We start from the raw sequence: 21733 nt of genomic DNA, 5'->3' as shown, positions 1-21733 counted from the left end.
TTCCTGGACTGCTTCACCCACGCCGGCGGCAAGCAGTCCCGCAGCCCGGAGTTGAAGCGGAACCTGATCGCGGTGCTGATCAGCCACTCCACCAACCTCGGCCTGACGCGGATGGCCGACGCCTGTGGGATCTCCTACGACATCCTCGCGTGGACCGCGGAGTGGTACGTGCGGGAGGAGACGCTGCGTGCGGCGAACCTGGCGATCATCGGCTACCACGGCACGCTGCCGCTGGCGGCGGTGTTCGGCACCGGCACCCTGTCCTCGTCTGACGGGCAACGCTTCCCGGTGCGCGGCAAGACGTTGACCGGCCGGGAGATGGTCATCCACGGCGGGCAGGTCCTCTCGACCTACACGCACGTCACCGACCAGCACACCACCTACGGCACGAAGGTCATCGTGGCGACCAAGCGCGAGGCCCACTACGTCCTCGACGAGATCCTCGGCAACGCCACCGACGTCCCGATCACCGAACACGCGACGGACACCCACGGGGTGATGCTGGTCAACTTCGGTCTGTTCGACCTGCTCGGCTTGCAACTGTCCCCGCGCATCCGGGACCTGGGCAAGATCACCCTCTACCGCACCGGGTCGCGGGCGCAGGTCGAGACCGAGTTCCCGCACACTGGGCCGCTGCTGACCCGCAAGCTCAACACCGACCTGATCGTCGAGCACTACGACGACCTGCTTCGTGTGGCCGGGTCGTTGAAGTTCGGGCACGCGACCGCGTCGCTGCTGGTCGGCAAGCTCTCGGCCTCGGGGCGGCAGAACGCACTGGCCGCGGCGTTGAAGGAGTACGGGGCGCTGCGGCGCACGATCTACGCCGCCCGCTACCTCGCCGACCCCGCCTACCGTCGCAAGATCTCGCGGCAGCTGAACAAGGGCGAGTCGTTGCACGCGCTCAAGCGGGATCTGCTCTACGCCCACGAGGGGACCGTGCGGGCCCGTCACATCGACGCGCAGACCGAACAGGCGTGGTGCCTCACCCTGGTCACCAACGCGGTGGTGGCGTGGTCGACGGAGTACTACGGCCTGGCCGTGGAGTCGATGCGCGCGGCGGGCCGCCGTGTCGACGACGACGTCCTCACGCACATCTCCCCGGCACACAGCGAGAACATCAACTTCTTCGGCGCCATCGAAGTGGACATCGAGAGCGAACTCGCCCAGCTCGGCCCGACCGGATACCGGCCGCTGAGGGTGCGCGACACCTTGTTCTAAAACGGCGAGACGATGGGCGCCAACCAGATCACCTGATGTCGGCGGCGCGCACCGGCGGCCGCGCGATCCTGCCGCCGCCGACGCGCGTAGCCGCGCCAGAGCCTTGGACTCGAGGCGGAGTTGGTGTGATCATCGCGCTACGCTGCGCTCTCGTGTCGGTCGAACCTGCGAAAGTGCCGTGGTACGCGGTCGGTCTGGTCGTGGTGGGAGCGATCTGCTCGGCGTTCGTGGCCGCGGCGAACTTTGGTGCCGGCTTCGCGGCGATGGAGCTGCCCGCGCTCCTTGGCTACGCCCAGGCCGTCGTGTTGCACCTCATCGCGGCGCGCGTGGCCTGGGGCAACGCCCGCTCGATGGACTCGTTGGCCCGCAACTGGGCCCGCCGCGCGATCAACGTCGCGGCCGCTTTCCTATTCATCGGCGGAGCACTCACCGCCCAGCTCCGCCATCAGTGGGACGGCATCGCGACCATCGTTCCCGGCATGGCCCTGATCGGGCTGCTCAGTGCCGCCGGCCCGATCCTGCTGATCATGTTCTTCTTCCCGCACCGGCACGCCACCGCGTAACCAGGCGCCGGCGACCACGCCCAGGGTCGCGTGGGGTGATCTTGTCGGTTCTCTGCGTCACACTGATCGTCGGTGTTCGTGTGACGACAAAGGGAGGCGCGGGATGGGGCGGATTTCCCTGCTGTGGTTGGAGATCACCGGCCGTTGTCAGCTCGAATGCCGACACTGCTACGCCTCCAGTTCGCCGACCGGCACGCACGGGTCGATGACCCGTGCGGACTGGGTGCGGATCATCGACGAGGCCGCGGCGCTGCGGGTGGGGATGGTGCAATTCATCGGGGGTGAGCCGACCCTGCACCCGGATCTTGCGGTGCTGGTCGAGCACGCGCTGGCGTCCGGGCTTCAGGTGGAGGTGTTCACCAACCTGGTCCACGTCACCGCCGAGATGTGGGAGCTGTTCTCCCGACCCGGCGTCTCCCTGGCCACCAGCTACTACTCCGACGACCCCGACCAGCACGCCGCCGTCACCGCCAAGCCCAGTCACGCCCGCACCCGCGCCAACATCGCCGAAGCCGTCCGGCGCGGGATCCCGCTGCGGGCCGGGGTGATCGACATGGGTGGTGGGCAGCGCGCCGAGCAGGCCCAGGCCGAACTGGTCGAGTTGGGTGTCCCGGCGGTGGGCTATGACCGGCTGCGGCAGGTCGGGCGCGGTGTCCGCGACCAGCAGGCCTCCACCGCGCGGCTGTGCGGCAACTGCGGCGACAGCGTGGCGGCGGTGTCACCGGACGGCGCGGTGTGGCCGTGCGTGTTCTCCCGATGGCTGCCGATCGGCAACGTCCTCGACGACGAACTCGCCGCGATCCTGGACAGCCCGGCCGCCGACGCCGTGCGCGCCGAACTCGCAGCAGCGTTCGCCGGGCGAGCGCCGAGCGCGTGCAGGCCTGACTGCGCGCCGAAGAACCAGCCCTGCAACCCCGACTGCGGGCCCTCATGCAACCCGAACTGCCAACCGACCTGCTCACCGCGGTGCAGCCCCACCTGCGACCCGATCAAATGCAAACCCAACTCGTGCTGGCCCCGCTACTGACCGCGCCCGGAAGCCAGATCGGAAGGGGAGAGAACTGATCACCGTCACCGAGGCGGCCCTGCGCTGGGTGCGGCAGGCATCCGCCGATGAGCTGATCGTCTACGTCGCCACCGGGTCGCGCGGTCCAGGACGCCCGATCGATCTGCGTCCCGAGGCCGCGCGCCGGGCCGAGGTGATGACAGCCGCCGCAACCGGGCACACGCGCGCTCGCCGCCGCGCTCAACCTGGGATCGACGACGCGACGTAGCGGCTGGCCCCAGCCGCAGGCGGGGATCGCCCCTGCACCGACGTCGGCGGGCCGACGCGGCCTCGTAGCCTTGGGCACATGGCCGCCGATCCCGATCTGTCCGCCGCCGACGCCGCGCACCGCGCCTGGCTGGCCGAGCGGTTCCGCGCGGCTGCCGCCGAGGTCGACGCCACCGTCGACGGGGAGGTGGTGTTCGGGTGGAACGACCGTTCCGCCGGTGCCCGTGTCGCCACGTCCGCCGGGCCGCGGTGGCTGCGGCTGGTCGTCGAGCAGCACACCTGGGCGGGTGGGGCGTTCTGGACCGGCAACGTCGACGCCAACGTGATCACCGGGGCGGCCAGGCCCCGGGTGCTGCGGCATTGGGACTTCACCGACGGGGACTGGGCGGTGCGCGCGGAGCTGATGATCCTGATGCCTGGCAGCCGCTGCTCACCCACCCCGGAACTCCGAGAACCCCTGACCGTGGTTCCGGGCTGGTGGGAGGGGCTGTGGTCCTCGCTCGCGGCGGTCGCGGCCACGCCGACCGGCCGGATCGCGGTCGACCAGGACGACCTCACCCGCCGGGTGGAGATGTTTTTTGGCGACCGCGCCGGAGATCCCACCGTCGGCCGGTGGGCCGCGGCGCACGGTGACCTGCACTGGGCCAACCTGCTGGGGCCTGACTGCGCGCTTGTCGACTGGGAGGGTTGGGGGATGGCCCCTGCCGGGTACGACGCGGCCTGCCTGTATGTGCACACCCTGCTTGTTCCCGCGACCGCGGCCGCGGTGCGCGCGGAACTCGCCCCGTTGCTGGACACCCGCGACGGGATGCTCGCCCAGCTCTACGCCACCACCCGGCTGCTGATGCGGGTCGGCCAGGGCGACTACCCGGGGCTGGCGGTTCCGTTGCACCGCAACGCCGAACAGGTTCTGGCCCGCCTCACCCGGTCCTGACGTCGACGCCCCAGTGGTCCGGGTGATCCGGGATGTCGCGTTCCGGGTGGGCCTCGCGGTAGTCGGGCAGGTGGCGGGCGTAGTGGGCGCGGCCGTGGTCGGTGAGCACGATCAGCGGCACGGTCGGGTGGGTGTCGCGGTGGAACGGCCCGTTCGGGGTGTCGATCACCTCGATCAGCGGCCCGCCGGGATGGGTGGCGAGCCGGTTGATGGACTTGTCGGTGCGGGTCAGGTTCTTGACCTGCCAGCGCAGCAGGCCCGATGGGATGGCGCGCACCTCCTCGGGCACCTCTTGGCCCAACCGCTCGTACTTCTCGGCGACCACCCGCCGCAGGTGACAGGCGTCTTTGGCCTCCAGGGCGGCGAGTTTCGCCAGGACCGGCAGGTCGGTCTCGCGCACCAGGTGCCGCGGCCGGCGGACCCGGTGATCGGCCAACCCGCCGTGTGCGCCTTCGACCCGCTCGGCGGGTTCCGGGGTGTCGATGTCGGGGTAGAGCTCGCGGTAGCAGGCGCGGTGCAGCTCGTAGTGCCGCCGACCGAGGACCGAGAGCCGCACTCGGCCACGGCCGAACTCGTCGATGAACGAGCCGTCCTTGCGATCGCGCAGCTTCAACAGCGTGTTCCACGACGGTGTGTCCCGGGCGTGCAGGACCAATCCGTCCTCACCGGCCGCGTACAACCGGGCCAGCGCGGCGAACGACCAGCGCGCCATCAACCCCTTGGGCGGTGTGGCCGGGGCGGTGATCCCCTTGCCGACGCGGGCGGTGGCGCGTCCGAGTGGGGTGAGCCGGACCCGGATCCGTGGCACGTTCCCGAACGGCGGGATGTACACCCGGTCATGGGTGACCTGCACCAGGCCCCGCCGTTCCAGCGCGGCCAGCGACGACCCGGAACCGGGGTCGTGCTGCCCGGCGCGGCGCAGCACCGACTGCACCGAGCTGTAGCCGGAGATCTCTTTGGGCAGCTTGATGTCGTAAGTGATCTGCCGCCACTCCGCCGCGGGCGGGGTTTTCATCCACTGCGCCGACTGCCGTTTGATCTCCACCTCGGCGGCCTGGTCGAAGTCCAGGACCGTCGACAGGTACAGCCGCTGCCGCTCGTTGAGCCCTTCCCACGCCGCCCCGGCCTTCGTGCCGCCGCTCATTCGCCGCTCTCCTCAGCGAGCAGGTGCCGCAGAAACCGTTGCGGCGAGTCCAGGAATCCCCGGGTCAGGGTGACCGGTTCGGCTTCGTCGTAGTCGACGCGCTCGATGTGCCCGTCGCCGTCGACCTGCAGGATCCGCGCCCCCGGCACGGCCAGCAGGATCGGCGAGTGCGTGGCGATCACGAACTGGCAGCCCTCGGCGATCAGGTCGGCGATGCGGGCGACCAACGCCAGGCAGCCCTTGACCGACAGCGCCGCCTCGGGCTCGTCGAGCAGGTACAACCCGTTGGGGCCGAATCGGTGCGTCACCAGGTCCAAAAAGGACTCACCGTGGGAGCGTTCGTGCGGGGACACCCCACCGTAAGCCGGGAGCAGCGACGGTCCCGGCTCGCGATCCAGGCGCTCGATCTCGCTGGCCACGTTGTAGTACGACTCGGCGCGCAGGAAGAACCCGGTGCGCGGTTTGCGGGTGCCCCACCGCAGGATCAGGTGATCACCCAAGCTCGACTCGGTGGCGCGGGTGGCGAACCGGAACGACTGGGACCCACCCTCCGGGTTGAATCCCGCCGCGACGGCGATCGCCTCCACGAGGGTGGACTTGCCGGTGCCGTTGTCGCCGACCAGGAACGTCACCGCCGGGTCCAACTCCAGCCCGCCGACCCGGTCGAGGTGCCGCACGATCGGCAGCGTGAACGGGTAGCGACCGGTGCCAGCGTGCGGATCGAGCCGGACCTGCTCGACGAACCCGCCCGTGCGGGTACGCGCCCGGCTCACCGCCGGCCTCCCGCATCGTCCGTGCCGCCCTGGTCCTCACCGAGGTGGTCGAGGTCCTCATCGATCTCGTGCTGGACCTGGGCGCGGGCGGCGACCGTCAGACACAGCAGGGGAAAGTCCTCCGGCCAGGCCCGCGGGGGCACGTTCGCCGTGAGCTGACTGGCCACCCAGGCCCCCGCGAGCAGCCGTGCCGCGTTGCGCCGCCACTCGGCGGCCTCGTGCGGGTCGGTGGGGATCTCGACTTCGGCCGTGTCCGGTTCGGTCTCGGCGATCATCCGGGCGGCCAGGTCGTTGAAGTCGGTCAGCAGCAGCCCCAGCGCGGCGGTCGCGTAGTCGACCGCGAGCATCGCGGTGCCGAGCAGCACGCCCTCAACCTTGTCCGGCGACAGCCGCCGGGCGTGGAGTTCGTCGCGGCCGCGTCGCAGGTGTTTGAGGTGCAGGTCCAGCAGGTCGGTCAACCGCTGCTGGATCACCGCGTGGTCCGGGCTGCTCACCGATGCTTCCCGTCGTCCATGTCGAACTCCTTCCAAGGGCCCCGAGGCCGGTGCGTGGTTTGGCTACTCGTCGACGGCCAGGCGCTCGATGGCGCGTTGCTTGTCGGCATCGGTGGGCAGGCTGTAGCGGCGGGCGGTCTCGATGGAATGGCCGAGGATCTCCGCGACGGTGACGATGTCCTCCCCGTCGCGGATCATGTCGGTCCCGGCAGTGTGGCGCAGGGCGTGCGGGGTGAGGTCGCCGTCGCGGCCGAACTGCAGGCCCGCGTCCTCGGCGATCGCGGCCAGCGCGTTGTAGGCGCCGCGCGCCGAGAGCCGCCCACCGCGGCGGTTGAGGAACAACGCTGGGGTGTCCGCGGCGCCGGGCCGCCAGGTGGCGCGCTCGGTGATCCACTCGTCCAGTGCGGTGCGCAGGTGTGGGTGCAGCGGCACCTCCCGGTACTTGCCGCCCTTGCCGAATCGCACGATCAGCACGCCCTTGCGGGCGGTGATCCGCACGTCGCCGACATCGAGGGCAACAGCCTCCCCGCCGCGCAGGCCCGCGTAGTAACCCAGGTAGGCCAGCGCCTTGTCCCGGGCGTCGGCCCGCTGCGCCGCGCGCAACCACCGGGTCCGCGCCCGAGCCGACAGCGCCCGAGGCGCGGCCTTCGGAACCTCCTGCCGCTTGACCACCGCCGCGCCCAACCCGACGTGTCGGTAGAAATGGTCGACCGCGGTCAGGTGCGCGTTGACCGTCGACAGTGTCCGCTTCGCCACCGTCAACAGGTAGGTGCGGTAATCGCGCACCGCCCCGTCCCGAGCGTGCGCGACACCCAGCGGGTCGCCGTCGACCGCGCCCGCCTCCTGCGCCTCGGCCAACCACGCCAGGAACTGCCGCACCCGCGAGACGTAGGCCCGCACCGTGTCCCCGTCCAACGGCCCGCCCGGCGCCGAGACCGCCGCGACATACGCCGCGAAGATCTCCGACATCTCCACCGGCACCACCGTCGGCAACGCCCCCGGCCCTCGCCGAACCCCGTCAGTCGCCCCCTGATCGACACTGGCCGAAATATCGGAAGTGGAACCGCCGGCCTGCGAAACCGTCTGGACCGAAATATCGGAAGTCATCCCGGAAGTGTACTTCCGATACTGACAAGTATCAGAAGTACGCCACACCACAAAAAGCCCGGCAGCCCGAGATGCCTCTTGAGGTAACGCACCTAGTGACGCATGATGGTACGCGTTAGGTTACGCATCAGGTGCGTCACCCAACGCCGCAGGAGGCGCGCTATGCCCGCTCCGCACACCGATCGCAGGCCAGACGTACTCCAGTGGGCGAGCGAACACCGGTGGGAACACGACGAAGCCACCTTCGACGACGGGCAGATCATCCGCGACGAGTTCCGCAAGGAAGGAATGGTCGTTCGTGCCGTGTGGCTCCACACCCCGTACAGCGACGCGATGTGGGCGCGCGGTCTGCTGGAACGCCCCATGCGCGCACCCATGACGATCCCCCGCGTGGCACGCTCGACCAGCCGCGCGAGCCTGGAGGCAGTGCTCAGCGGCACCCTCGGCATGTAAGGCCAGCCGCGTTGCTGGTCGGTCGGTGCCGAACAAGTCCCCTGCGCAGCTTGCAGCCCTACGTCAAGCCGGGGTCTCGCCGCCGTGCACCAAGCCACCGAGACACTGTCCAGCCCGCGGCGCCGGGGCTGGAGCGCAGCATCACCACTGGTCAGGGATATCCGCGCGAAATTTCTTGAGTACTACGGGGACCCTTCGTGGCCGCCGCTGATGGGACCGTGGCGTTCCGGGGCAAGCTGGACGGTTCGCTGCTGGACTCGGCGCTGCAGGTGTTCTTCAGCGTGATCTACCACTTCGACGGCCAAACCTACGGCGCGCAGCCCAACGCCGGGGAGTTCCAGACCCAGGGAGAGAACTGCCGCAGCAGCTTCGGTGAGGACGCGATGCGCCACCTGCTGGTCCTGCAGAGGTGGTGACGGCTGGTTTCTGTCACATCCGCGGGCCGGGTGCCGTCTGTTCAGCGACGGATCGACACCCGGCATCCGCGACCGACAGGAGTCCCATGTCCACCCCGTACGTTGTCGTCACCCTGGTCGCCGCCGCCATGGCGGCGTTCTCGGCGGTCGCCAGTTTCCTGAACCTCGGCTTCGCCGTGGCGTCCCTGGTCGAGTACGGGGTGCCGCGGTCGTATTTCGTCGGGGCCGTGGTCACCGTGGTCACCGTGGTCCGGGCGGGCCGGTACGCGCACATCCCGTTCCCGCTGGTGTACCTGGCCCCGGCGGCCGGGTCGCTGGGCCCTGGCCTGAGGCTCAGGCCTCGATGACCACGGGGATGACGACCGGTCGGCGCTTGTAGCTGCGCTGCGCCCACTGCCTGACCTCGCGGCCGATGATCTTCTCGAGTTCGTCGAGGTCCCTGATCTCGCGTTCCGCCGCGCCGACCAGCGCTTTCTCGATGGCGGAGGTGGCGGGCCTGAAGGTCTCGGTGTCGTGTTCGAAGCCGTGGGCGATGTAGTCGGGTTCCTCGGCGAGGCCGCCGGTCTCCATGTCGATGATGGCGACGACGGTGATGACGCCTTCCTCACCGAGGGTGCGGCGCTGCGCCAGGGAGGCTTCGGTGACGCCGCCGACGGTCTGCCCGTCGACGTAGACGTAGTGAAGTTTGATCTTTCCGGTGATCGTGGCGAGCCCGTCCTGCAGGTCGACGACGTGGCCGTCGGCGGCGATGAGGACACGTTCGCGGGCGACCCCGGTGCGGACGGCCAGTTCCGCGTTGGACCGCAGGTGGCGGGCCTCGCCGTGCACCGGCATCACGTTGGAGGGCTGCACGAGGTTGTAGCAGTAGACGAGTTCGCCCGCGCTGGCGTGGCCGGAGACGTGGACCTTCGCGTTGCCCTTGTGGACGACGTTCGCGCCGCGGTCGGTCAGCCCGTTGATGACCCGGTAGATGGCGTTCTCGTTGCCGGGGATGAGCGAGCTGGCCAGCAGGACCGTGTCGCCTTCCTCGATGGTGATCATGTGGTGGTCGCCGGTGGCCATCCGCGACAGCGCGGCCATCGGCTCGCCCTGGGACCCGGTGCAGACCAGCGTCACCTGGTTCGCGGGCAGCCCGTCCATTGCCTTGACGTCCACCACCAGCCCCGCGGGGACCTTCAGGTAGCCCAGTTCGGTCGCGACGGCCATATTGCGGACCATCGAGCGGCCCACGAACGCGACCTTGCGCCCGTGGGCCGCGGCGGAGTCGAGGATCTGCTGGACGCGGTGCACGTGGCTGGCGAAGCTGGAGACGATGACCCGGCGCGGGGTGGTGCGAAACACCTCGTCGATCGCGGGCACGAGGTCGCGTTCGGACATGGTGAACCCGGGCACGTCGGCGTTGGTGGAGTCAGTGAGGAACAGGTCGACCCCTTCCTCGCCGAGGCGGGCGAAGCCGCGCAGGTCGGTGATCCGCTTGTCGAGCGGGAACTGGTCCATTTTGAAGTCGCCGGTGTGCAGGACCAGGCCTGCCTGGGTGCGGATGGCGATGGCGAGACCGTCGGGGATGGAGTGGTTGACCGCGAGGAACTCCAGGTCGAACGGGCCGCGGGTGAGGTGTTCGCCTTCCTTCACCACGACGAGCACCGGCTTGATGCGGTGTTCGACGAGCTTCGCCGCGAGCAGGCTCAGCGTCAGCCGCGACCCGACGATCGGGATGTCGGGGCGCTCGCGCAGCAGGTACGGGACGGCGCCGATGTGGTCTTCGTGGCCGTGGGTCAGGACCAGGGCCTCGACCTCGTCGAGGCGGTCGCGGATGCAGCTCCAGTCGGGGAGGATCACGTCCACGCCGGGCTGGTGCTCCTCGGGGAACAGGACTCCGCAGTCGACGATGAGCAGCTTGCCCTCGTGTTCGAACACGGTCATGTTCCGGCCGATCTCACCGAGCCCGCCCAGGGCGAGGACCCGGAGGGCACCCGGTTCCAGCGGCGGGGGAGGGGCGGCGGTACGGGCCATAGTCACACCGCAACGCTACGTGCGGGTGTTTCGGGAGGGAAATCGGCGGTCCTGATCATGCGCGGCCGCAGGGCCGCGGGTCCGGCCACGTAGGATTGTCCGGAATCCGACCAGAACGTGGGGAACTCGCATGACCGCCGCCAGTCCGGTGACCGCCTCGACCTCGGATGTGGTGTGGGAAGCGGGACGCCGCCGCACGTTCGCGGTGATCAGCCACCCCGACGCGGGCAAGTCGACGCTGACCGAGGCCCTGGCGCTGCACGCGAAGGTCATCTCGGAGGCGGGCGCGGTCCACGGCAAGGCCGGTCGGCGCGGTGTCGTGTCCGACTGGATGGAGATGGAACGCTCTCGCGGCATCTCCATCACCTCCGCGGCGCTGCAGTTCTCCTACGGCAACTCGGTCATCAACCTGCTCGACACCCCCGGTCACGCGGACTTCTCCGAGGACACCTACCGGGTGCTCTCCGCCGTGGACTGCGCGGTCATGCTGCTCGACGCCGCGAAGGGCCTGGAGCCGCAGACCCTGAAGCTGTTCGACGTGTGTCGCCACCGGGGCATCCCGGTGATCACGTTCATCAACAAGTGGGACCGCCCCGGCATGGACGCCCTGCGCCTGTGCGACGAGCTGGTGGAGCGCATCGGTCTGCAGCCGATGCCCCTGACCTGGCCCGTCGGCGACGCCGGTCACTTCCGTGGCGTCGTCGACCGCCGCGACGGCGACTTCATCCGCTACGCCCGCACCGCCGGTGGCGCCACGGCCGCCGGAGAGGAACGCCTCGACCCGACGGCCGCCGAGGAGGCCGAGGGTGCGGAGTGGACCCGCGCGGTCGAGGAGGCCGACCTGCTGGCCGAGACCGGCGGCGAGTTCGACCTCGACCGGTTCCTGCAGGCCTCGGCGACGCCGGTGCTGTTCGGTTCGGCGGTGCTGAACTTCGGTGTGCGGCACCTGCTGGACCTGCTCGTCGAACTCGCGCCCCGGCCCACCCCGCGCCTGGATGTGAAGGACCGTCCCCGCCCGCTCGACGAGCCGTTCTCGGCGTTCGTGTTCAAGGTGCAGACCGGCATGGACCCGTCGCACCGCGACCAGGTCGCGTTCGCCCGGGTGTGCTCGGGGATGTTCGAGCGCGGCATGGTCGTCACCAACTCCACCACGGGCAAGCCGTTCGCCACGAAATACGTGCAGCAGGTGTTCGGTCGCGAGCGCACCACTTTGGACAGCGCGTTTCCGGGTGATGTGATCGGCCTGGTCAACGCGACCTCCCTGCGCGTCGGGGACACCCTGTTCGCTGACAAGCCCGCCGTGCGGTACCCGGGTCTGCCGAGCTTCGCGCCGGCGCACTTCGCGGTGGCGCGCCCGGCGGATCTGAGTCGCGCGAAGCAGTTCCGCAAGGGGGTCGACCAGCTGGAGTCCGAGGGTGTGATCCAGATTCTGCGGTCGCTGCGCCGCGGTGATGGGGCGCCGGTGTTCGCCGCTGTCGGCCCGATGCAGTTCGAGGTCGCGACGCACCGGATGGACGCGGAGTTCAAGTCGCCGGTGCGGCTGGAGCCGCTGCCGTACAGCGTGGTGCGGCGGTTGGCGGACCCGAAGCAGCGGTCGATTGTGGACGGTGGCACCCGCAGCGAGGTGCTGACCCGGACCGACGGGGTGGATCTGGCGTTGTTCATCGACGCCACCGCGATGGGTGTCATGCGCAGGCTCAACCCGGACATCCTGCTGGAGCCGTTGGTCGCCAGCACCGACTGACCGGTGCGCGGGCAGTGTCCTGTCGACCCTATTCGCGCGTCACATCAGGCGCGTAGTGTCCGGCCGTAGCGGGGGACGCGACAAGGGAGCGGGCCCATGGGAGCCGACGCGACAACGGGGATCGACTACCACCCCGGGCAGCGGGCGCTGCAGGACCAGTTCGACACGCGCCGCATCGCCGACCGGATCAGCGAACGCCTCGTCCACCACGCGCTCACCGAGGACGACAAGGCGTTCATCGAGGCGCGGGACATGGTTTTCCTCGCCACCGTCGCCCCCGACGGGCAGCCGACCTGCTCCTACAAGGGCGGTGATCCCGGTTTCCTGCGGGTCGTCGACGAGCACACGATCGTGATGCCGTGCTACGACGGCAATGGCATGTTCCTCTCGCTGGGCAACGTGGCCGCGGGTTCGCCGGTCGGTTTGCTGTTCATCGATTTGGAGAACGGTGGTCGCACACGGGTCGAGGGCACGGCCACCGTCGCCGCCGACGACCCTCTTCTCGGGACGTGGCCCGGTGCGCTGCTGGTCCTGCGGATCCAGGTCACGCGGGTGTTCCCCAACTGCGGGCGCTACGTCCACCACTACGCACTCGTCGAGCGGTCCACGTTCGTGCCCCGACACCGGCAGGTGACTCCGGTGCCGTCGTGGAAGCGCGCCGACTGGGCAAGCGACGCGCTGCCCGCGCACGACCCGGCCAACGATCCAGGCGACCGGCCGGTGCGCTGGCGCTGAGCGGAGGACCACCATGAACCTCGCCGACCTGCACCGCCGTTCCTGCGAACGCTTCGGTGAACACCTGCGCGCGGTCCGCCAAGACCAGTGGACCGCCCCTACGCCGTGCGCTGACTGGGATGTGCGCGCGCTGGTCAACCACGTCGCCGGTGAGGACCTGTGGACCGCGCCGCTGATGGGTGGCGCCACGATCGAGGAGGTCGGTGACCGTTTCGACGGCGACGTCCTGGGCTCGGACCCGGTCGCGGTCTACACCGGCGCGGCCGGGTCGGCGGTCGACGCGGTCAGCGCAAACGGCGCGCTGGGTCGCACCGTGCACCTGTCGTTCGGTGACGTTTCGGGCGAGGAATACGCGTGGCAGCTGTTCACCGACCACCTCGTCCACGGGTGGGACCTGGCCAGGGCGATCGGCGCCGACGACCGCCTCGACCCCGAGCTGGTCGCGGCGTGCGCGCAGTGGTTCGCCAAGAACGAGGACGGCTACCGGGCGGCGGGTGCGGTGGCGGCACGGCCGGAGGTTCCCGCCGACGCCGACCAGCAGACCCTGCTGCTGGCGGGGTTCGGCAGGCGAGTGTAACCGCTGGTCACCGGGCTGTCATGGCACGCAGGTGGGCCACGGACTCCCCGTGGATGCGGCCGGTGGTCTTCGACAGCGGCTGCCCGCCCGCGCCCCAGCGGGCGGCGATGATCTCCGCGGCGATCGACACCGCGGTCTCCTCCGGGGTGCGGGCGCCGAGGTCGAGGCCGATCGGTGAGGACAGCCGGGCCAGTTCGGTGTCGGTGAGGCCCAGTTCGGCCAGCCGGGTCATGCGGTCCTGGTGGGTTCGGCGCGAGCCCATCGCGCCGATGAAGCCCGCGTCGGTGCGCAGCGCGAGTTCCAGCAGCGGGACGTCGAACTTGGGGTCGTGGGTGAGCACGCACAGGGCGGTGCGGGCGTCGATCAAACCCTGGTCGATCGCGGCGGCGAGGTAGCGGTGGGGCCAGTCGACGACGACCTCCTCGGCGTCGGGGAACCGCTTTCGGGTGGCGAACACGGGCCGGGCGTCGCATACGGTCACGTGGTAGCCGAGGAATTTGCCGATCCGGGCCACCGCCGCGGCGAAGTCGATCGCGCCGAACACGACCATCCGGGCAGGCGGGGCGAACGACTGCACGAACACCGCGACGTCCTCGCGCATCCGCTCGCCCCGAGGCCCGTAGTGGCGCACCGCCGTGGTGCCCTGTTCCAGCATCGCCACCGCGTCCTCGATGACCGCCGCGTCCAACGCCGCGTCACCCAGCCCGCCGGACACCCGGTCCGGCCAGATGATGACCCGGTTGCCCAAGTCGGGGCCGGGGGTTACGACGGTCGCGATCGCCACCGGGTTGGTGTCGATCGATGCCGCCACCTCGTCGAACTCGGCGAAGCCGGCCGCGTCGACCGGCTGCACGAGGATGTCGATGATCCCGCCGCAGGTCAGGCCCACGGCGAACGCGTCGTCGTCGGCGACTCCGTACCGGGCCAGCGCGGGTTGCCCGGTCTCGATGACCTCCCGGGCGAGTTCGTACACGGCGCCCTCGACGCACCCGCCGGACACGCTGCCGACCGCCTCCCCGCCCGCCGAGACCGCCATGGCGGCACCCGGTAGGCGGGGTGCGGAGCGGAACGTGTCGATCACGGTGGCCACCGCGAACCGCTGACCGTCGCGGTACCAGGGGCCGAGGTGGTCGAGGACGTCGCGCATGTCAGTACTCCACTCGCGCGGGGTTGGCGGTCCAGGCGTCGAACGGGGCGTTGTGCGCCTCGACCGACAGGTGGGCGACCGGCACCGTCCACGTGTCGCGGGGTGACTCGAACAGCTTGTAGAACGCCAGGTCGTCGAACCCGGCCGCGGCGGCGTCGTAGCGGTCGGCGGCGTAGACGACCTGGTCGACGCGGGACCACAGGGCCGCGGCCAGGCACAGCGGGCAGGGCTCGCACGAGGTGACCAGGACGCAGCCGTCGAGGGTGAAGCTCGACAGCTTGCGGCACGCCTCCCGGATCGCGACCACCTCCGCGTGGGCGGTGGGGTCGAAGTCGCGGGTGACCCGGTTGACGCCGACGGAGATCAGTTCGCTGCCGTCGCGGACGATCACCGCGCCGAACGGGCCGCCGCCGTCGGCGACGTTCTCGGTCGCGAGGGCGACCGCCCGGTCGAGCCAGGGCTTCAGGTCGGGCTGAGCAGACTGCGTTGACATGGCAGGGAGTCCCTACTTCTCTGAGATGGCGAGCGAATCGGCGTGCTGGGGTTCCTCGACGAGGTCACGCAGCCGCAGGTTGGCGATCTTGGCGATCTCCACCAGGGCAGTGGCGCGTTCCTGGCCGATGGAGTTCTGTATGCGTGCCTCGGCGGCGGCGAAGATCGTCTTCTTGGTGTTCTCGCGGACGCACACGACCAGCGGGAAGCCGAACTTCTCGTGGTAGGCCTCGGTCAGGTCGTGGAATCGGTCGTACTCCTCGAAAGTGAGCCGGTCCAGGCCCGCCGAGCACTGGTCGCGCAGCGACTCCGGCCCGAGGACCCGTTCGATGAGCGCCTTGCCCGCGAGGTCCGGGTAGGACTTGATCAGCTCCAGCGCGACCGGCTCCGGCGCGTTGAACAGGGCGCTGTGGAAGGCGTGGCGCATCGCGTAGACACCGTCGAACGGACGGTCGGTCCAGGCTTCCTCGGCGATCCACGGGCCGTTCTGGAACAGCACCGAGAACCGTCGGGTGAACTCCTCGCGCGACATCTGGTTGACCTGCTCGAGGGTGACCTTCTCCGGCGGTGGCGTCGCGGTCACGGAGGCGGTCTTCTTCTTGCCGCCCCACACGTTGAACAGCAGGTTGAGGAAGATCGCCGAGAGGCTGCCGAGGGTGATGCCGCTGCCCACGATGATCTGCAGGCTGTCGGGCACGTTGCTGAAGAACTTCGGCACCCCCACCGGGATCAGGGCGAGCCCGACGCTCACCGCCACAACCATCACGTTGCGCTGGTCGTGGAAGTCGACGCGCCCGAGGGTTTGGAACCCGACGACGGCGACCGTGCCGAACATGGCCAGGCCCGCGCCGCCGAGCACCGGGTGCGGGATGCCCGCGACGATCGCACCGGCCTTGGGGATCAGCCCGATCAGGATCATGAACACCCCGGCGGAGGCGATCACGTAGCGGCTCTTGATCCGGGTGAGCCGGACCAGGCCGACGTTCTCGGCGAAACACGTGTACGGGAAGGAGTTCAGGACACCGCCGAGGGTGGTGGCCAGGCCGTCGGCGCGCAGGGCGCGGGAGATGTCGTCGCGGGTGATGCGCTTCTTGACGATCTCCCCGGTGGCGAACACGTCGCCGGTGGTCTCCACGGCGGTGATCAGCATGACGACGATCATGGAGATGATCGCGGTGACGCTGAACTTGGGCCACCCGAAGTGGAACGGGGTGGTCACGCCGAACCAGTCGGAGCTTGCGACCGCGTCGAAGTGCGCGTGGCCCAGGATGGTGGCGAGCAGGGTGCCGCAGACCAGTCCGATGAGGACGGCCACGGTGCTGAAGAACCCGCGGGAGAGCCGGTAGATCACCAGGATGATGGCCAGGGTGCCGCCGGCGTAGGCGAGATTGGTGAGGCTCGCGTAGTCCGCGGCGCCGCTGTTGCCGCCCGCGGCGTCGTTCGCGGCCACGGGCAGCAGTGCGATGCCGATGACGGAGATGACGGTGCCGGTGACGACCGGGGGGAAGAACCGGACGAGCTTGCTGAAGAACGGTGCGATGAAGAACGTGAACAGGCCAGCGACGATCACCGAGCCGTAGATCGTCACCAGCCCCTCGGTGCCGCCACCCGCGGCCATGCCGATCGCGATCATCGGGGACACGGCGGTGAACGTGACGCCTTGCAGCAGCGGCAGGCGTACGCCGACCTTCCAGAACCCGATGGACTGGATGATCGAGGCGATGCCGCAGGTGAACAGGTCGGCGTTGATGAGGTGGATCAGTTCGGTGTCGGACAGGCCGATCGCGCCGGCGAGCAGGATCGGGACGATCACGGCGCCGGCGTAGAAGGCGAGGACGTGCTGGAAGCCGTACAGGGCGAGCTTGCCCGCGGGCAGCACCTCGTCGACTGGGTGCGGGTGTGCGGGTGTTTCACGGGTCTTGGCGGACATTGCGGCCAACTCCTCTAGTCGTGGCCTAGGCGGTACCGGTGATGTCTTCCGGTCGGACCGGGACCCGCGGGATGGCGAGCCCGGTCGCGGCGCGGATGGCGGCGACGATCGCGGGGGTGGACGAGATCGTCGGCGGTTCACCGACACCGCGCAGGCCGTAGGGCGCATGCGGGTCGGCCAGTTCGAGCACGTCCACCTTCATGGGGGGCATGTCGAGGATCGTGGGGATCAGGTAGTCGGTGAACGACGGGTTGCGGATCTTGCCGTCCTTCACCTGGATTTCCTCCATGACGGCCAGGCCGAGGCCCTGGGCGGAGCCGCCGTGGATCTGCCCGACCACGGCGTCGGGGTTGATCGCCTTGCCGACGTCCTGCACGCAGTCCAGGGCGACCACGCGCACCAAGCCGAGGTCGACGTCCACGTCGACGACAGCGCGGTGCACGGCGAAGGCGTACTGCACGTGCGCGAAGCCCTGCCCGGTGGTGGGGTCGAGTGCCTCGGTGGGGCGGTGGCGCCACTCGACGGTCTCGTCGATGGCGTCGTCGCCGAGCACGTCGGCGAGGTCGGCGAGCACCCCGAGCCGGTCGGAGACGATCTTCCCGCCGTCGAGGCGGAGTTCACCGTCGACGTTGAGCCGCTGCCGGGCGAGGTCGAGGACCATGCCGCGGACTTTCTCGCAGGCGGCCTTGACCGCGCCGCCGGTCACATAGGTCTGGCGTGAGGCGGAGGTGGAGCCGCCGCTGCCGACCTGGGTGTCGGCCGGGTGGATGGTGACCCGCTCGACCCCGAGCTCGGTGCGGGCGATCTGCGCCTGCACGGTGACCAGGCCCTGGCCGACCTCGGCGGCCGCGGTGTGGACCATGGCGGTGGGTTCCCCGGCGATGATCTCCAGTCGCACCCGGGCGGTGGAGAAATCGTCGAAGCCCTCGGAGAAGCACACGTTCTTGATGCCGATGCCGTACCCGACACCGCGCACCACACCTTCGCCGTGGGTCGTGTTCGACACCCCACCGGGGAGTTGGCGCAGGTCGTAGCTGTCGGTGGGGGCATCGGCGGGCAGCGGCATCGCCTCGACCCGGCGCAGCAGCTCCGCCACGGGGGCGGGGCTGTCGATGATCTGCCCGGTCGGCATCGCCGAGCCCTCCGACATCGCGTTGAGCACCCGCACGTCCACGGGGTCGAGCCCGAGTTCGGCGGCCAGTCTGTCCATTTGGGACTCATACGCGAACGCGGCCTGCACCGCGCCGAACCCGCGCATCGCACCGCACGGCGGGTTGTTGGTGTAGGTGCCCCAGCAGTCGATCGACACGTTCGGCACCTCATACGGCCCGACACCCAGGGTCGCGGCGTTCGCGACGACCGCCCCGGTGCTCGACGCGTAGGCGCCGCCGTCGAGGAACATCCGGGCCTTGACGTAGACGAGTTTGCCGTCGCGGGTGGCGCCGTGCTCGTAGTACAGCTTCGCGGGGTGGCGGTGCACGTGGCCGAAGAAGGACTCTTCACGGGAGTAGACCATCTTCACCGGGCGACCGGTCCGCAGCGCCAGCATCGAGGCGTGGACCTGCATCGACAGGTCCTCCCGGGCGCCGAACGCGCCGCCGACCCCGGCCAGGGTCAGCCGCACCTTCTCCGCCGGCAGCCCCAGGCACGCGGCGACCTGCTTCTGGTCGACGTGCAGCCACTGGGTGGCGATGTAGAGGTCGACACCGCCGTCCTCGGCCGGGACGGCGAGCCCGGACTCCGGGCCGAGGAACGCCTGGTCCTGCATGCCGACCTCGTACTCACCGCGGATCACCACCGGGGCGGTCACCTCTTGGTCGCCGCGGCGGATCGGGAGGTGTCGCACCACGTTCCCGCCCGGGTGCAGCGCCGGCGCGTCGGTGGAGTGGACGGCCTTCTCCATGTCGGTGAGCGGTTCGAGGACGTCGTAGTCGACGACGATCTTCGCGATCGCCCGGCGCGCCGTCTCCGGGTGGTCGGCGGCGACGACCGCGATCGCTTCCCCCTGGTAGCGCACGACATCGACGGCGAGGACGGGCTGGTCGGTGTGTTCGAGACCGAACAGCAGCTGCCCGGGCACGTCCTCGTGGGTGAGGACGGCGTACACGCCGGGCACTTTCAGGGCCTCGGTCAGGTCGACGGAGTTGATGCGGGCGTACGGGTGCGGGGAGCGCAGCGTGGCGCCCCACAGCATGTCGTCCATCCACATGTCGGAGGAGTAGGCGAACTCGCCTTTGACCTTCAGGGCGCCATCGGGGCGCAGCGGACTGGCCCCCACACCGCCGCTGATGGGCGTGGTGATGCGGTCCGGGGCGGTGGTGGGTCGGCTCATCAGGGTCACCTCGACTGGAGGGTGCGGTGGGCGGCGCGGGCGGCGGCGGCGAGTCGCCGCTCGTCGGCCATGCGGAGGTGGTCGTCCTCGACGACGGGCTTGCCGCCGACGAGGAGCAGGTCCAGCGGTGGGCGTGGGCCCAGGACGAGGGCGGCGACCGGGTCCTCGATGCCCGCGTGGCCGAGGCCGTCGATCCGCCACAGGGCGAGGTCGGCGAGCTTGCCGGGTTCGATCGACCCGATCTCGTCGGCCCTGCCCAGGCAGGCGGCGCCACCGATGGTGCCCAGCCGCAGCGCTTCCCGTGCGGTCAGGGCGGCGGGGCCGCCGCGCAGACGGGCGACCAGGAGCGCTTCGCGGACGTCGTCGATCAGGGAACTCTGTTCGTTGGAGGCGGCGCCGTCGACGCCGAGGCCGACCGGGACACCGGCGTCGAGCAGGGCGCGGACGGGGGCGATGCCCGCGCCGAGGCGGGCGTTGGAGGTGGGGCAGTGCGCGACCCCGGTGCCGGTCTCGCCGAACCGCTTGACCGCCACGTCGGACAGGTGCACGCAGTGCGCGAGCCACACGTCCTCGCCCAGCCAGCCGAGCCGATCCAGGTACTCGGTGGGGGTGCAGCCGAAGTGCCGCAGGCAGAACTCCTCCTCGTCGAGGGTCTCGGCGAGGTGGGTGTGCAGGCGCACTCCCTTGCGGCGGGCCAACTCCGCGGCGTCGCGCATCAGGTCCGGTGTCACCGAGAACGGTGAGCACGGCGCGACCGCGACCCGGACCATCGAGTTCGGTCCTGCGTCGTGCCAGCGGTCGATCGCGGCCTCGGTCGCGGCCAGCGCCGCGTCGCGGTCCTCGACGACCGAGTCCGGCGGCAGCCCGCCCTGGGACTGGCCCAGGTCCATGGACCCGCGCGCCGGGTGGAACCGGACACCGATTCGGCCCGCGGCGGCGATCTCCTCGGCGAACAGGTCGCCGCCGTCGCGCGGGAACACGTAGTGGTGGTCGGTCGTGGTGGTGCACCCGGACTTCGCCAGCCACCCGAGCGCGGCCTCGGCCGCCCCGGCCAGGACACCGGTGTCGATGCGCGACCACACCGGGTACAGCTCGCTGAGCCAGCCGAACAGCGTCGCGTCCTGCGCCAGCCCGCGGGTCGCCCACTGGTAGAGGTGGTGGTGGGTGTTGACCAGGCCGGGGGTGATGACGCAGCCGCCGCCGTCGATGCGCCGCACGTCCCCGCCGCGCACGGGCGGCGCGGAGCCGGGGCCGACCGCGACGATGCGGTCGCCCTCGACCACGACGTGCCCGGACGCGTGCTCGGTGCCCGCCGCGTCGACGGTGGCCACCGCGCAGTCCTCGATCACCAGTGTCGTCATGAGGCGGCCTTGCGGTCGGCGGCCAGGCGCACGGCGTCGAGGATCTTCTCGTACCCGGTGCAGCGGCACAGGTTCCCGGCCAGCGCCTCCCGGATCTCCGGGTCGCTGGGCTGACAGCGGCGCTCCAGCAGGTCGTGCGTCGCGACGATCAGGCCGGGCGTGCAGAAACCGCATTGCACCGCGCCCTTCTCCACGAACGCCTGCTGCACCGGGTCGAGCCGGTCACCATCGGCCAGACCCTCCACGGTCGTCACCTCGTGGCCCTCGACCTGACCCGCGGCGACCAGGCACGAGCACACCGGCACCCCGTCGAGGTACACCGTGCAGGACCCGCATTCGCCCTGCTCGCAGGCGTTCTTCGAACCGGGTAGGCCCAGCCGCTCACGCAGCACGTACAGCAGGGACTCCCCGGGCCACACGTCGTCGGCCTCGAGGGCCTCGCCGTTGACTTTGCAGCGAAGTCGCATCAGTTCCTCCGGTAGGAGTCCCAGGCCCAGCTGAGCGTGCGGCGGGCCATGACGGACAGGGCATGGCGGCGGTAGTCCGCGGTGCCGCGGACGTCGTCGATCGGTGACGCGGCCTGGGCGACCAGCTCGCCGAAGCGGACGAGCACGCTGTCGCGCAGCGGACCCGGCGAGTCCCACTCCAGCTCGGCGGCGATGAACGTCTCCGCGTTCGTCGCCCGACGCGGGGTGGGCGCCGCGGAGCCGACACCGGTGCCGACCGCGCGGGTCGAGGGGTGCAGCGCCAGCCCGAACGAGCAGACCGCGATCACCATGGCGTTGCGGGTGCCGATCTTCGCGAACTGCTGCGGGCCGTCGGCGGCGGCGATGTGGAACGCGGCGATCAGCTCGTCCGGTTCCATCGCGTTGCGCTTGACCCCCGTGTAGAACTCGGTTGCCGGGATGCGGCGGGTGCCGCGCACCGAGGCGACCTCGATCTCGGCGGCCGCGGCGAGCAGCGGCGGGTGCGAGTCCCCGGCGGGCGAGGCGGCGCCGAGGTTGCCGCCGACCGTGCCCCGGTTGCG

General features: G+C 70.4%; 23 protein-coding genes. 11 read left to right on the top strand and 12 right to left on the bottom strand.

Annotation, left to right across the window (positions count from 1 at the left end):
• The 5 genes from ACRDSQ_RS24665 to ACRDSQ_RS24645 all read left to right on the top strand — a co-directional run.
• Nucleotides 1-1218, top strand: a 1218-nt coding sequence (locus ACRDSQ_RS24665) for a transposase (RefSeq protein WP_431424347.1), incomplete at its 5' end; no start/stop codon positions are given.
• 152 nt (nt 1219-1370) lie between these two features.
• Entirely contained in the window at nt 1371-1781 is a 411-nt protein-coding gene (locus tag ACRDSQ_RS24660; protein WP_431424346.1) for a hypothetical protein, read from the top strand.
• A gap of 103 nt (nt 1782-1884) precedes the next feature.
• The gene (locus tag ACRDSQ_RS24655; RefSeq protein ID WP_431424345.1) at nt 1885-2808 is read left to right on the top strand and encodes a radical SAM protein; all 924 of its coding nucleotides are present in this window, start codon (nt 1885-1887) and stop codon (nt 2806-2808) included.
• 67 nt (nt 2809-2875) lie between these two features.
• Nucleotides 2876-3055: a hypothetical protein gene (locus tag ACRDSQ_RS24650; RefSeq protein WP_431424344.1), complete on the top strand. Its 180-nt coding sequence runs from the start codon at nt 2876-2878 to the stop codon at nt 3053-3055.
• Nucleotides 3056-3133: 78 nt separating this feature from the next.
• On the top strand, nt 3134-3988 hold the full coding sequence (locus ACRDSQ_RS24645; protein ID WP_431424343.1) for an aminoglycoside phosphotransferase: 855 nt from the start codon (nt 3134-3136) through the stop codon (nt 3986-3988).
• On the opposite strand, the gene ACRDSQ_RS24640 is transcribed toward ACRDSQ_RS24645, so the two are convergent.
• From ACRDSQ_RS24640 to ACRDSQ_RS24625, 4 genes are all read right to left on the bottom strand, one after another.
• A complete protein-coding gene (locus tag ACRDSQ_RS24640) occupies nt 3975-5132 on the bottom strand; it encodes a hypothetical protein (RefSeq protein ID WP_431424342.1) in 1158 nt (385 codons plus the stop codon). The two genes, ACRDSQ_RS24645 and ACRDSQ_RS24640, sit on opposite strands and share 14 nt — an antisense overlap.
• Entirely contained in the window at nt 5129-5905 is a 777-nt protein-coding gene (locus ACRDSQ_RS24635) for an AAA family ATPase (RefSeq protein ID WP_431424341.1), read from the bottom strand. The genes ACRDSQ_RS24640 and ACRDSQ_RS24635 overlap by 4 nt, the downstream gene beginning before the upstream one ends.
• Nucleotides 5902-6399, bottom strand: coding sequence for a hypothetical protein (locus tag ACRDSQ_RS24630; protein ID WP_431424340.1), 498 nt, complete (start codon nt 6397-6399; stop codon nt 5902-5904). The genes ACRDSQ_RS24635 and ACRDSQ_RS24630 overlap by 4 nt, the downstream gene beginning before the upstream one ends.
• Nucleotides 6400-6462: 63 nt before the next feature.
• A complete protein-coding gene (locus ACRDSQ_RS24625) occupies nt 6463-7368 on the bottom strand; it encodes a tyrosine-type recombinase/integrase (protein ID WP_431424349.1) in 906 nt (301 codons plus the stop codon).
• A 300-nt stretch (nt 7369-7668) separates the two neighbouring features.
• Between ACRDSQ_RS24625 and ACRDSQ_RS24620 the strand changes: the two genes are divergently transcribed.
• The 3 genes from ACRDSQ_RS24620 (at nt 7669) to ACRDSQ_RS24610 (ending at nt 8722) form a co-directional block, all read left to right on the top strand.
• Nucleotides 7669-7959: a hypothetical protein gene (locus ACRDSQ_RS24620; protein WP_431424339.1), complete on the top strand. Its 291-nt coding sequence runs from the start codon at nt 7669-7671 to the stop codon at nt 7957-7959.
• A 197-nt stretch (nt 7960-8156) separates the two neighbouring features.
• Nucleotides 8157-8375 carry a hypothetical protein gene (locus ACRDSQ_RS24615; protein ID WP_431424338.1) on the top strand — a complete coding sequence of 73 codons (219 nt, stop codon included), beginning with the start codon at nt 8157-8159 and terminating at the stop codon, nt 8373-8375.
• 86 nt (nt 8376-8461) lie between these two features.
• Complete coding sequence (locus ACRDSQ_RS24610) at nt 8462-8722, top strand: hypothetical protein (RefSeq protein WP_431424337.1); 261 nt, start codon at nt 8462-8464, stop codon at nt 8720-8722.
• Here ACRDSQ_RS24610 and ACRDSQ_RS24605 read toward each other — a convergent pair.
• Entirely contained in the window at nt 8709-10388 is a 1680-nt protein-coding gene (locus ACRDSQ_RS24605) for a ribonuclease J (protein ID WP_431424348.1), read from the bottom strand. The two genes, ACRDSQ_RS24610 and ACRDSQ_RS24605, sit on opposite strands and share 14 nt — an antisense overlap.
• A gap of 130 nt (nt 10389-10518) precedes the next feature.
• Here ACRDSQ_RS24605 and ACRDSQ_RS24600 point away from each other — a divergent pair, with 130 nt between their 5' ends.
• From ACRDSQ_RS24600 to ACRDSQ_RS24590, 3 genes are all read left to right on the top strand, one after another.
• Nucleotides 10519-12132, top strand: coding sequence for a peptide chain release factor 3 (locus ACRDSQ_RS24600; protein ID WP_431424336.1), 1614 nt, complete (start codon nt 10519-10521; stop codon nt 12130-12132).
• A 96-nt stretch (nt 12133-12228) separates the two neighbouring features.
• A complete protein-coding gene (locus ACRDSQ_RS24595; RefSeq protein ID WP_431424335.1) occupies nt 12229-12867 on the top strand; it encodes a pyridoxamine 5'-phosphate oxidase family protein in 639 nt (212 codons plus the stop codon).
• 13 nt (nt 12868-12880) lie between these two features.
• A complete protein-coding gene (locus ACRDSQ_RS24590; RefSeq protein ID WP_431424334.1) occupies nt 12881-13444 on the top strand; it encodes a TIGR03086 family metal-binding protein in 564 nt (187 codons plus the stop codon).
• A 7-nt stretch (nt 13445-13451) separates the two neighbouring features.
• Here ACRDSQ_RS24590 and ACRDSQ_RS24585 read toward each other — a convergent pair whose 3' ends face one another.
• The 7 genes from ACRDSQ_RS24585 to ACRDSQ_RS24555 all read right to left on the bottom strand — a co-directional run.
• Nucleotides 13452-14591: an XdhC family protein gene (locus tag ACRDSQ_RS24585; RefSeq protein ID WP_431424333.1), complete on the bottom strand. Its 1140-nt coding sequence runs from the start codon at nt 14589-14591 to the stop codon at nt 13452-13454.
• Between the two features lies 1 nt (nt 14592).
• Nucleotides 14593-15084 (bottom strand): nucleoside deaminase, encoded by a 492-nt coding sequence (locus tag ACRDSQ_RS24580; protein WP_431424332.1) that lies wholly within the window; start codon nt 15082-15084, stop codon nt 14593-14595.
• Between the two features lie 12 nt (nt 15085-15096).
• Entirely contained in the window at nt 15097-17013 is a 1917-nt protein-coding gene (gene uraD / locus ACRDSQ_RS24575) for a 2-oxo-4-hydroxy-4-carboxy-5-ureidoimidazoline decarboxylase (protein WP_431424331.1), read from the bottom strand.
• 25 nt (nt 17014-17038) lie between these two features.
• Nucleotides 17039-19345, bottom strand: a complete 2307-nt coding sequence (gene pucD / locus ACRDSQ_RS24570) for a xanthine dehydrogenase subunit D (RefSeq protein ID WP_431424330.1) — start codon at nt 19343-19345, stop codon at nt 17039-17041.
• 5 nt (nt 19346-19350) lie between these two features.
• The gene (locus tag ACRDSQ_RS24565; RefSeq protein ID WP_431424329.1) at nt 19351-20706 is read right to left on the bottom strand and encodes an 8-oxoguanine deaminase; all 1356 of its coding nucleotides are present in this window, start codon (nt 20704-20706) and stop codon (nt 19351-19353) included.
• On the bottom strand, nt 20703-21173 hold the full coding sequence (locus ACRDSQ_RS24560; RefSeq protein WP_091369643.1) for a (2Fe-2S)-binding protein: 471 nt from the start codon (nt 21171-21173) through the stop codon (nt 20703-20705). Before ACRDSQ_RS24560 ends, ACRDSQ_RS24565 begins: the two co-directional genes overlap by 4 nt.
• Nucleotides 21173-21733: FAD binding domain-containing protein (locus ACRDSQ_RS24555; RefSeq protein WP_431424328.1), on the bottom strand; the 561-nt coding region annotated here is incomplete at its 5' end. The genes ACRDSQ_RS24560 and ACRDSQ_RS24555, both read right to left, overlap by 1 nt.

The organism is Actinokineospora sp. (genome assembly GCF_050699995.1).
Classification (GTDB): domain Bacteria; phylum Actinomycetota; class Actinomycetes; order Mycobacteriales; family Pseudonocardiaceae; genus Actinokineospora.
Note: the sequence above shows the minus strand (reverse complement) of the source record. Positions and strands in the feature narration are given on the sequence as shown.

What these genes read in the sequence shown, in the direction of transcription:
- ACRDSQ_RS24655 (WP_431424345.1), top strand. Translation starts at nt 1,885, where the DNA reads ATGGGGCGGATTTCCCTGCTGTGGTTGGAGATCACCGGCCGTTGTCAG.
- ACRDSQ_RS24645 (WP_431424343.1), top strand. Translation starts at nt 3,134, where the DNA reads ATGGCCGCCGATCCCGATCTGTCCGCCGCCGACGCCGCGCACCGCGCC.
- ACRDSQ_RS24640 (WP_431424342.1), bottom strand. Translation starts at nt 5,132, where the DNA reads ATGAGCGGCGGCACGAAGGCCGGGGCGGCGTGGGAAGGGCTCAACGAG.
- ACRDSQ_RS24625 (WP_431424349.1), bottom strand. Translation starts at nt 7,368, where the DNA reads ATGTCGGAGATCTTCGCGGCGTATGTCGCGGCGGTCTCGGCGCCGGGC.
- ACRDSQ_RS24620 (WP_431424339.1), top strand. Translation starts at nt 7,669, where the DNA reads ATGCCCGCTCCGCACACCGATCGCAGGCCAGACGTACTCCAGTGGGCG.
- ACRDSQ_RS24610 (WP_431424337.1), top strand. Translation starts at nt 8,462, where the DNA reads ATGTCCACCCCGTACGTTGTCGTCACCCTGGTCGCCGCCGCCATGGCG.
- ACRDSQ_RS24605 (WP_431424348.1), bottom strand. Translation starts at nt 10,388, where the DNA reads ATGGCCCGTACCGCCGCCCCTCCCCCGCCGCTGGAACCGGGTGCCCTC.
- ACRDSQ_RS24600 (WP_431424336.1), top strand. Translation starts at nt 10,519, where the DNA reads ATGACCGCCGCCAGTCCGGTGACCGCCTCGACCTCGGATGTGGTGTGG.
- ACRDSQ_RS24595 (WP_431424335.1), top strand. Translation starts at nt 12,229, where the DNA reads ATGGGAGCCGACGCGACAACGGGGATCGACTACCACCCCGGGCAGCGG.
- ACRDSQ_RS24590 (WP_431424334.1), top strand. Translation starts at nt 12,881, where the DNA reads ATGAACCTCGCCGACCTGCACCGCCGTTCCTGCGAACGCTTCGGTGAA.
- ACRDSQ_RS24585 (WP_431424333.1), bottom strand. Translation starts at nt 14,591, where the DNA reads ATGCGCGACGTCCTCGACCACCTCGGCCCCTGGTACCGCGACGGTCAG.
- ACRDSQ_RS24580 (WP_431424332.1), bottom strand. Translation starts at nt 15,084, where the DNA reads ATGTCAACGCAGTCTGCTCAGCCCGACCTGAAGCCCTGGCTCGACCGG.
- uraD (WP_431424331.1), bottom strand. Translation starts at nt 17,013, where the DNA reads ATGTCCGCCAAGACCCGTGAAACACCCGCACACCCGCACCCAGTCGAC.
- pucD (WP_431424330.1), bottom strand. Translation starts at nt 19,345, where the DNA reads ATGAGCCGACCCACCACCGCCCCGGACCGCATCACCACGCCCATCAGC.
- ACRDSQ_RS24565 (WP_431424329.1), bottom strand. Translation starts at nt 20,706, where the DNA reads ATGACGACACTGGTGATCGAGGACTGCGCGGTGGCCACCGTCGACGCG.
- ACRDSQ_RS24560 (WP_091369643.1), bottom strand. Translation starts at nt 21,173, where the DNA reads ATGCGACTTCGCTGCAAAGTCAACGGCGAGGCCCTCGAGGCCGACGAC.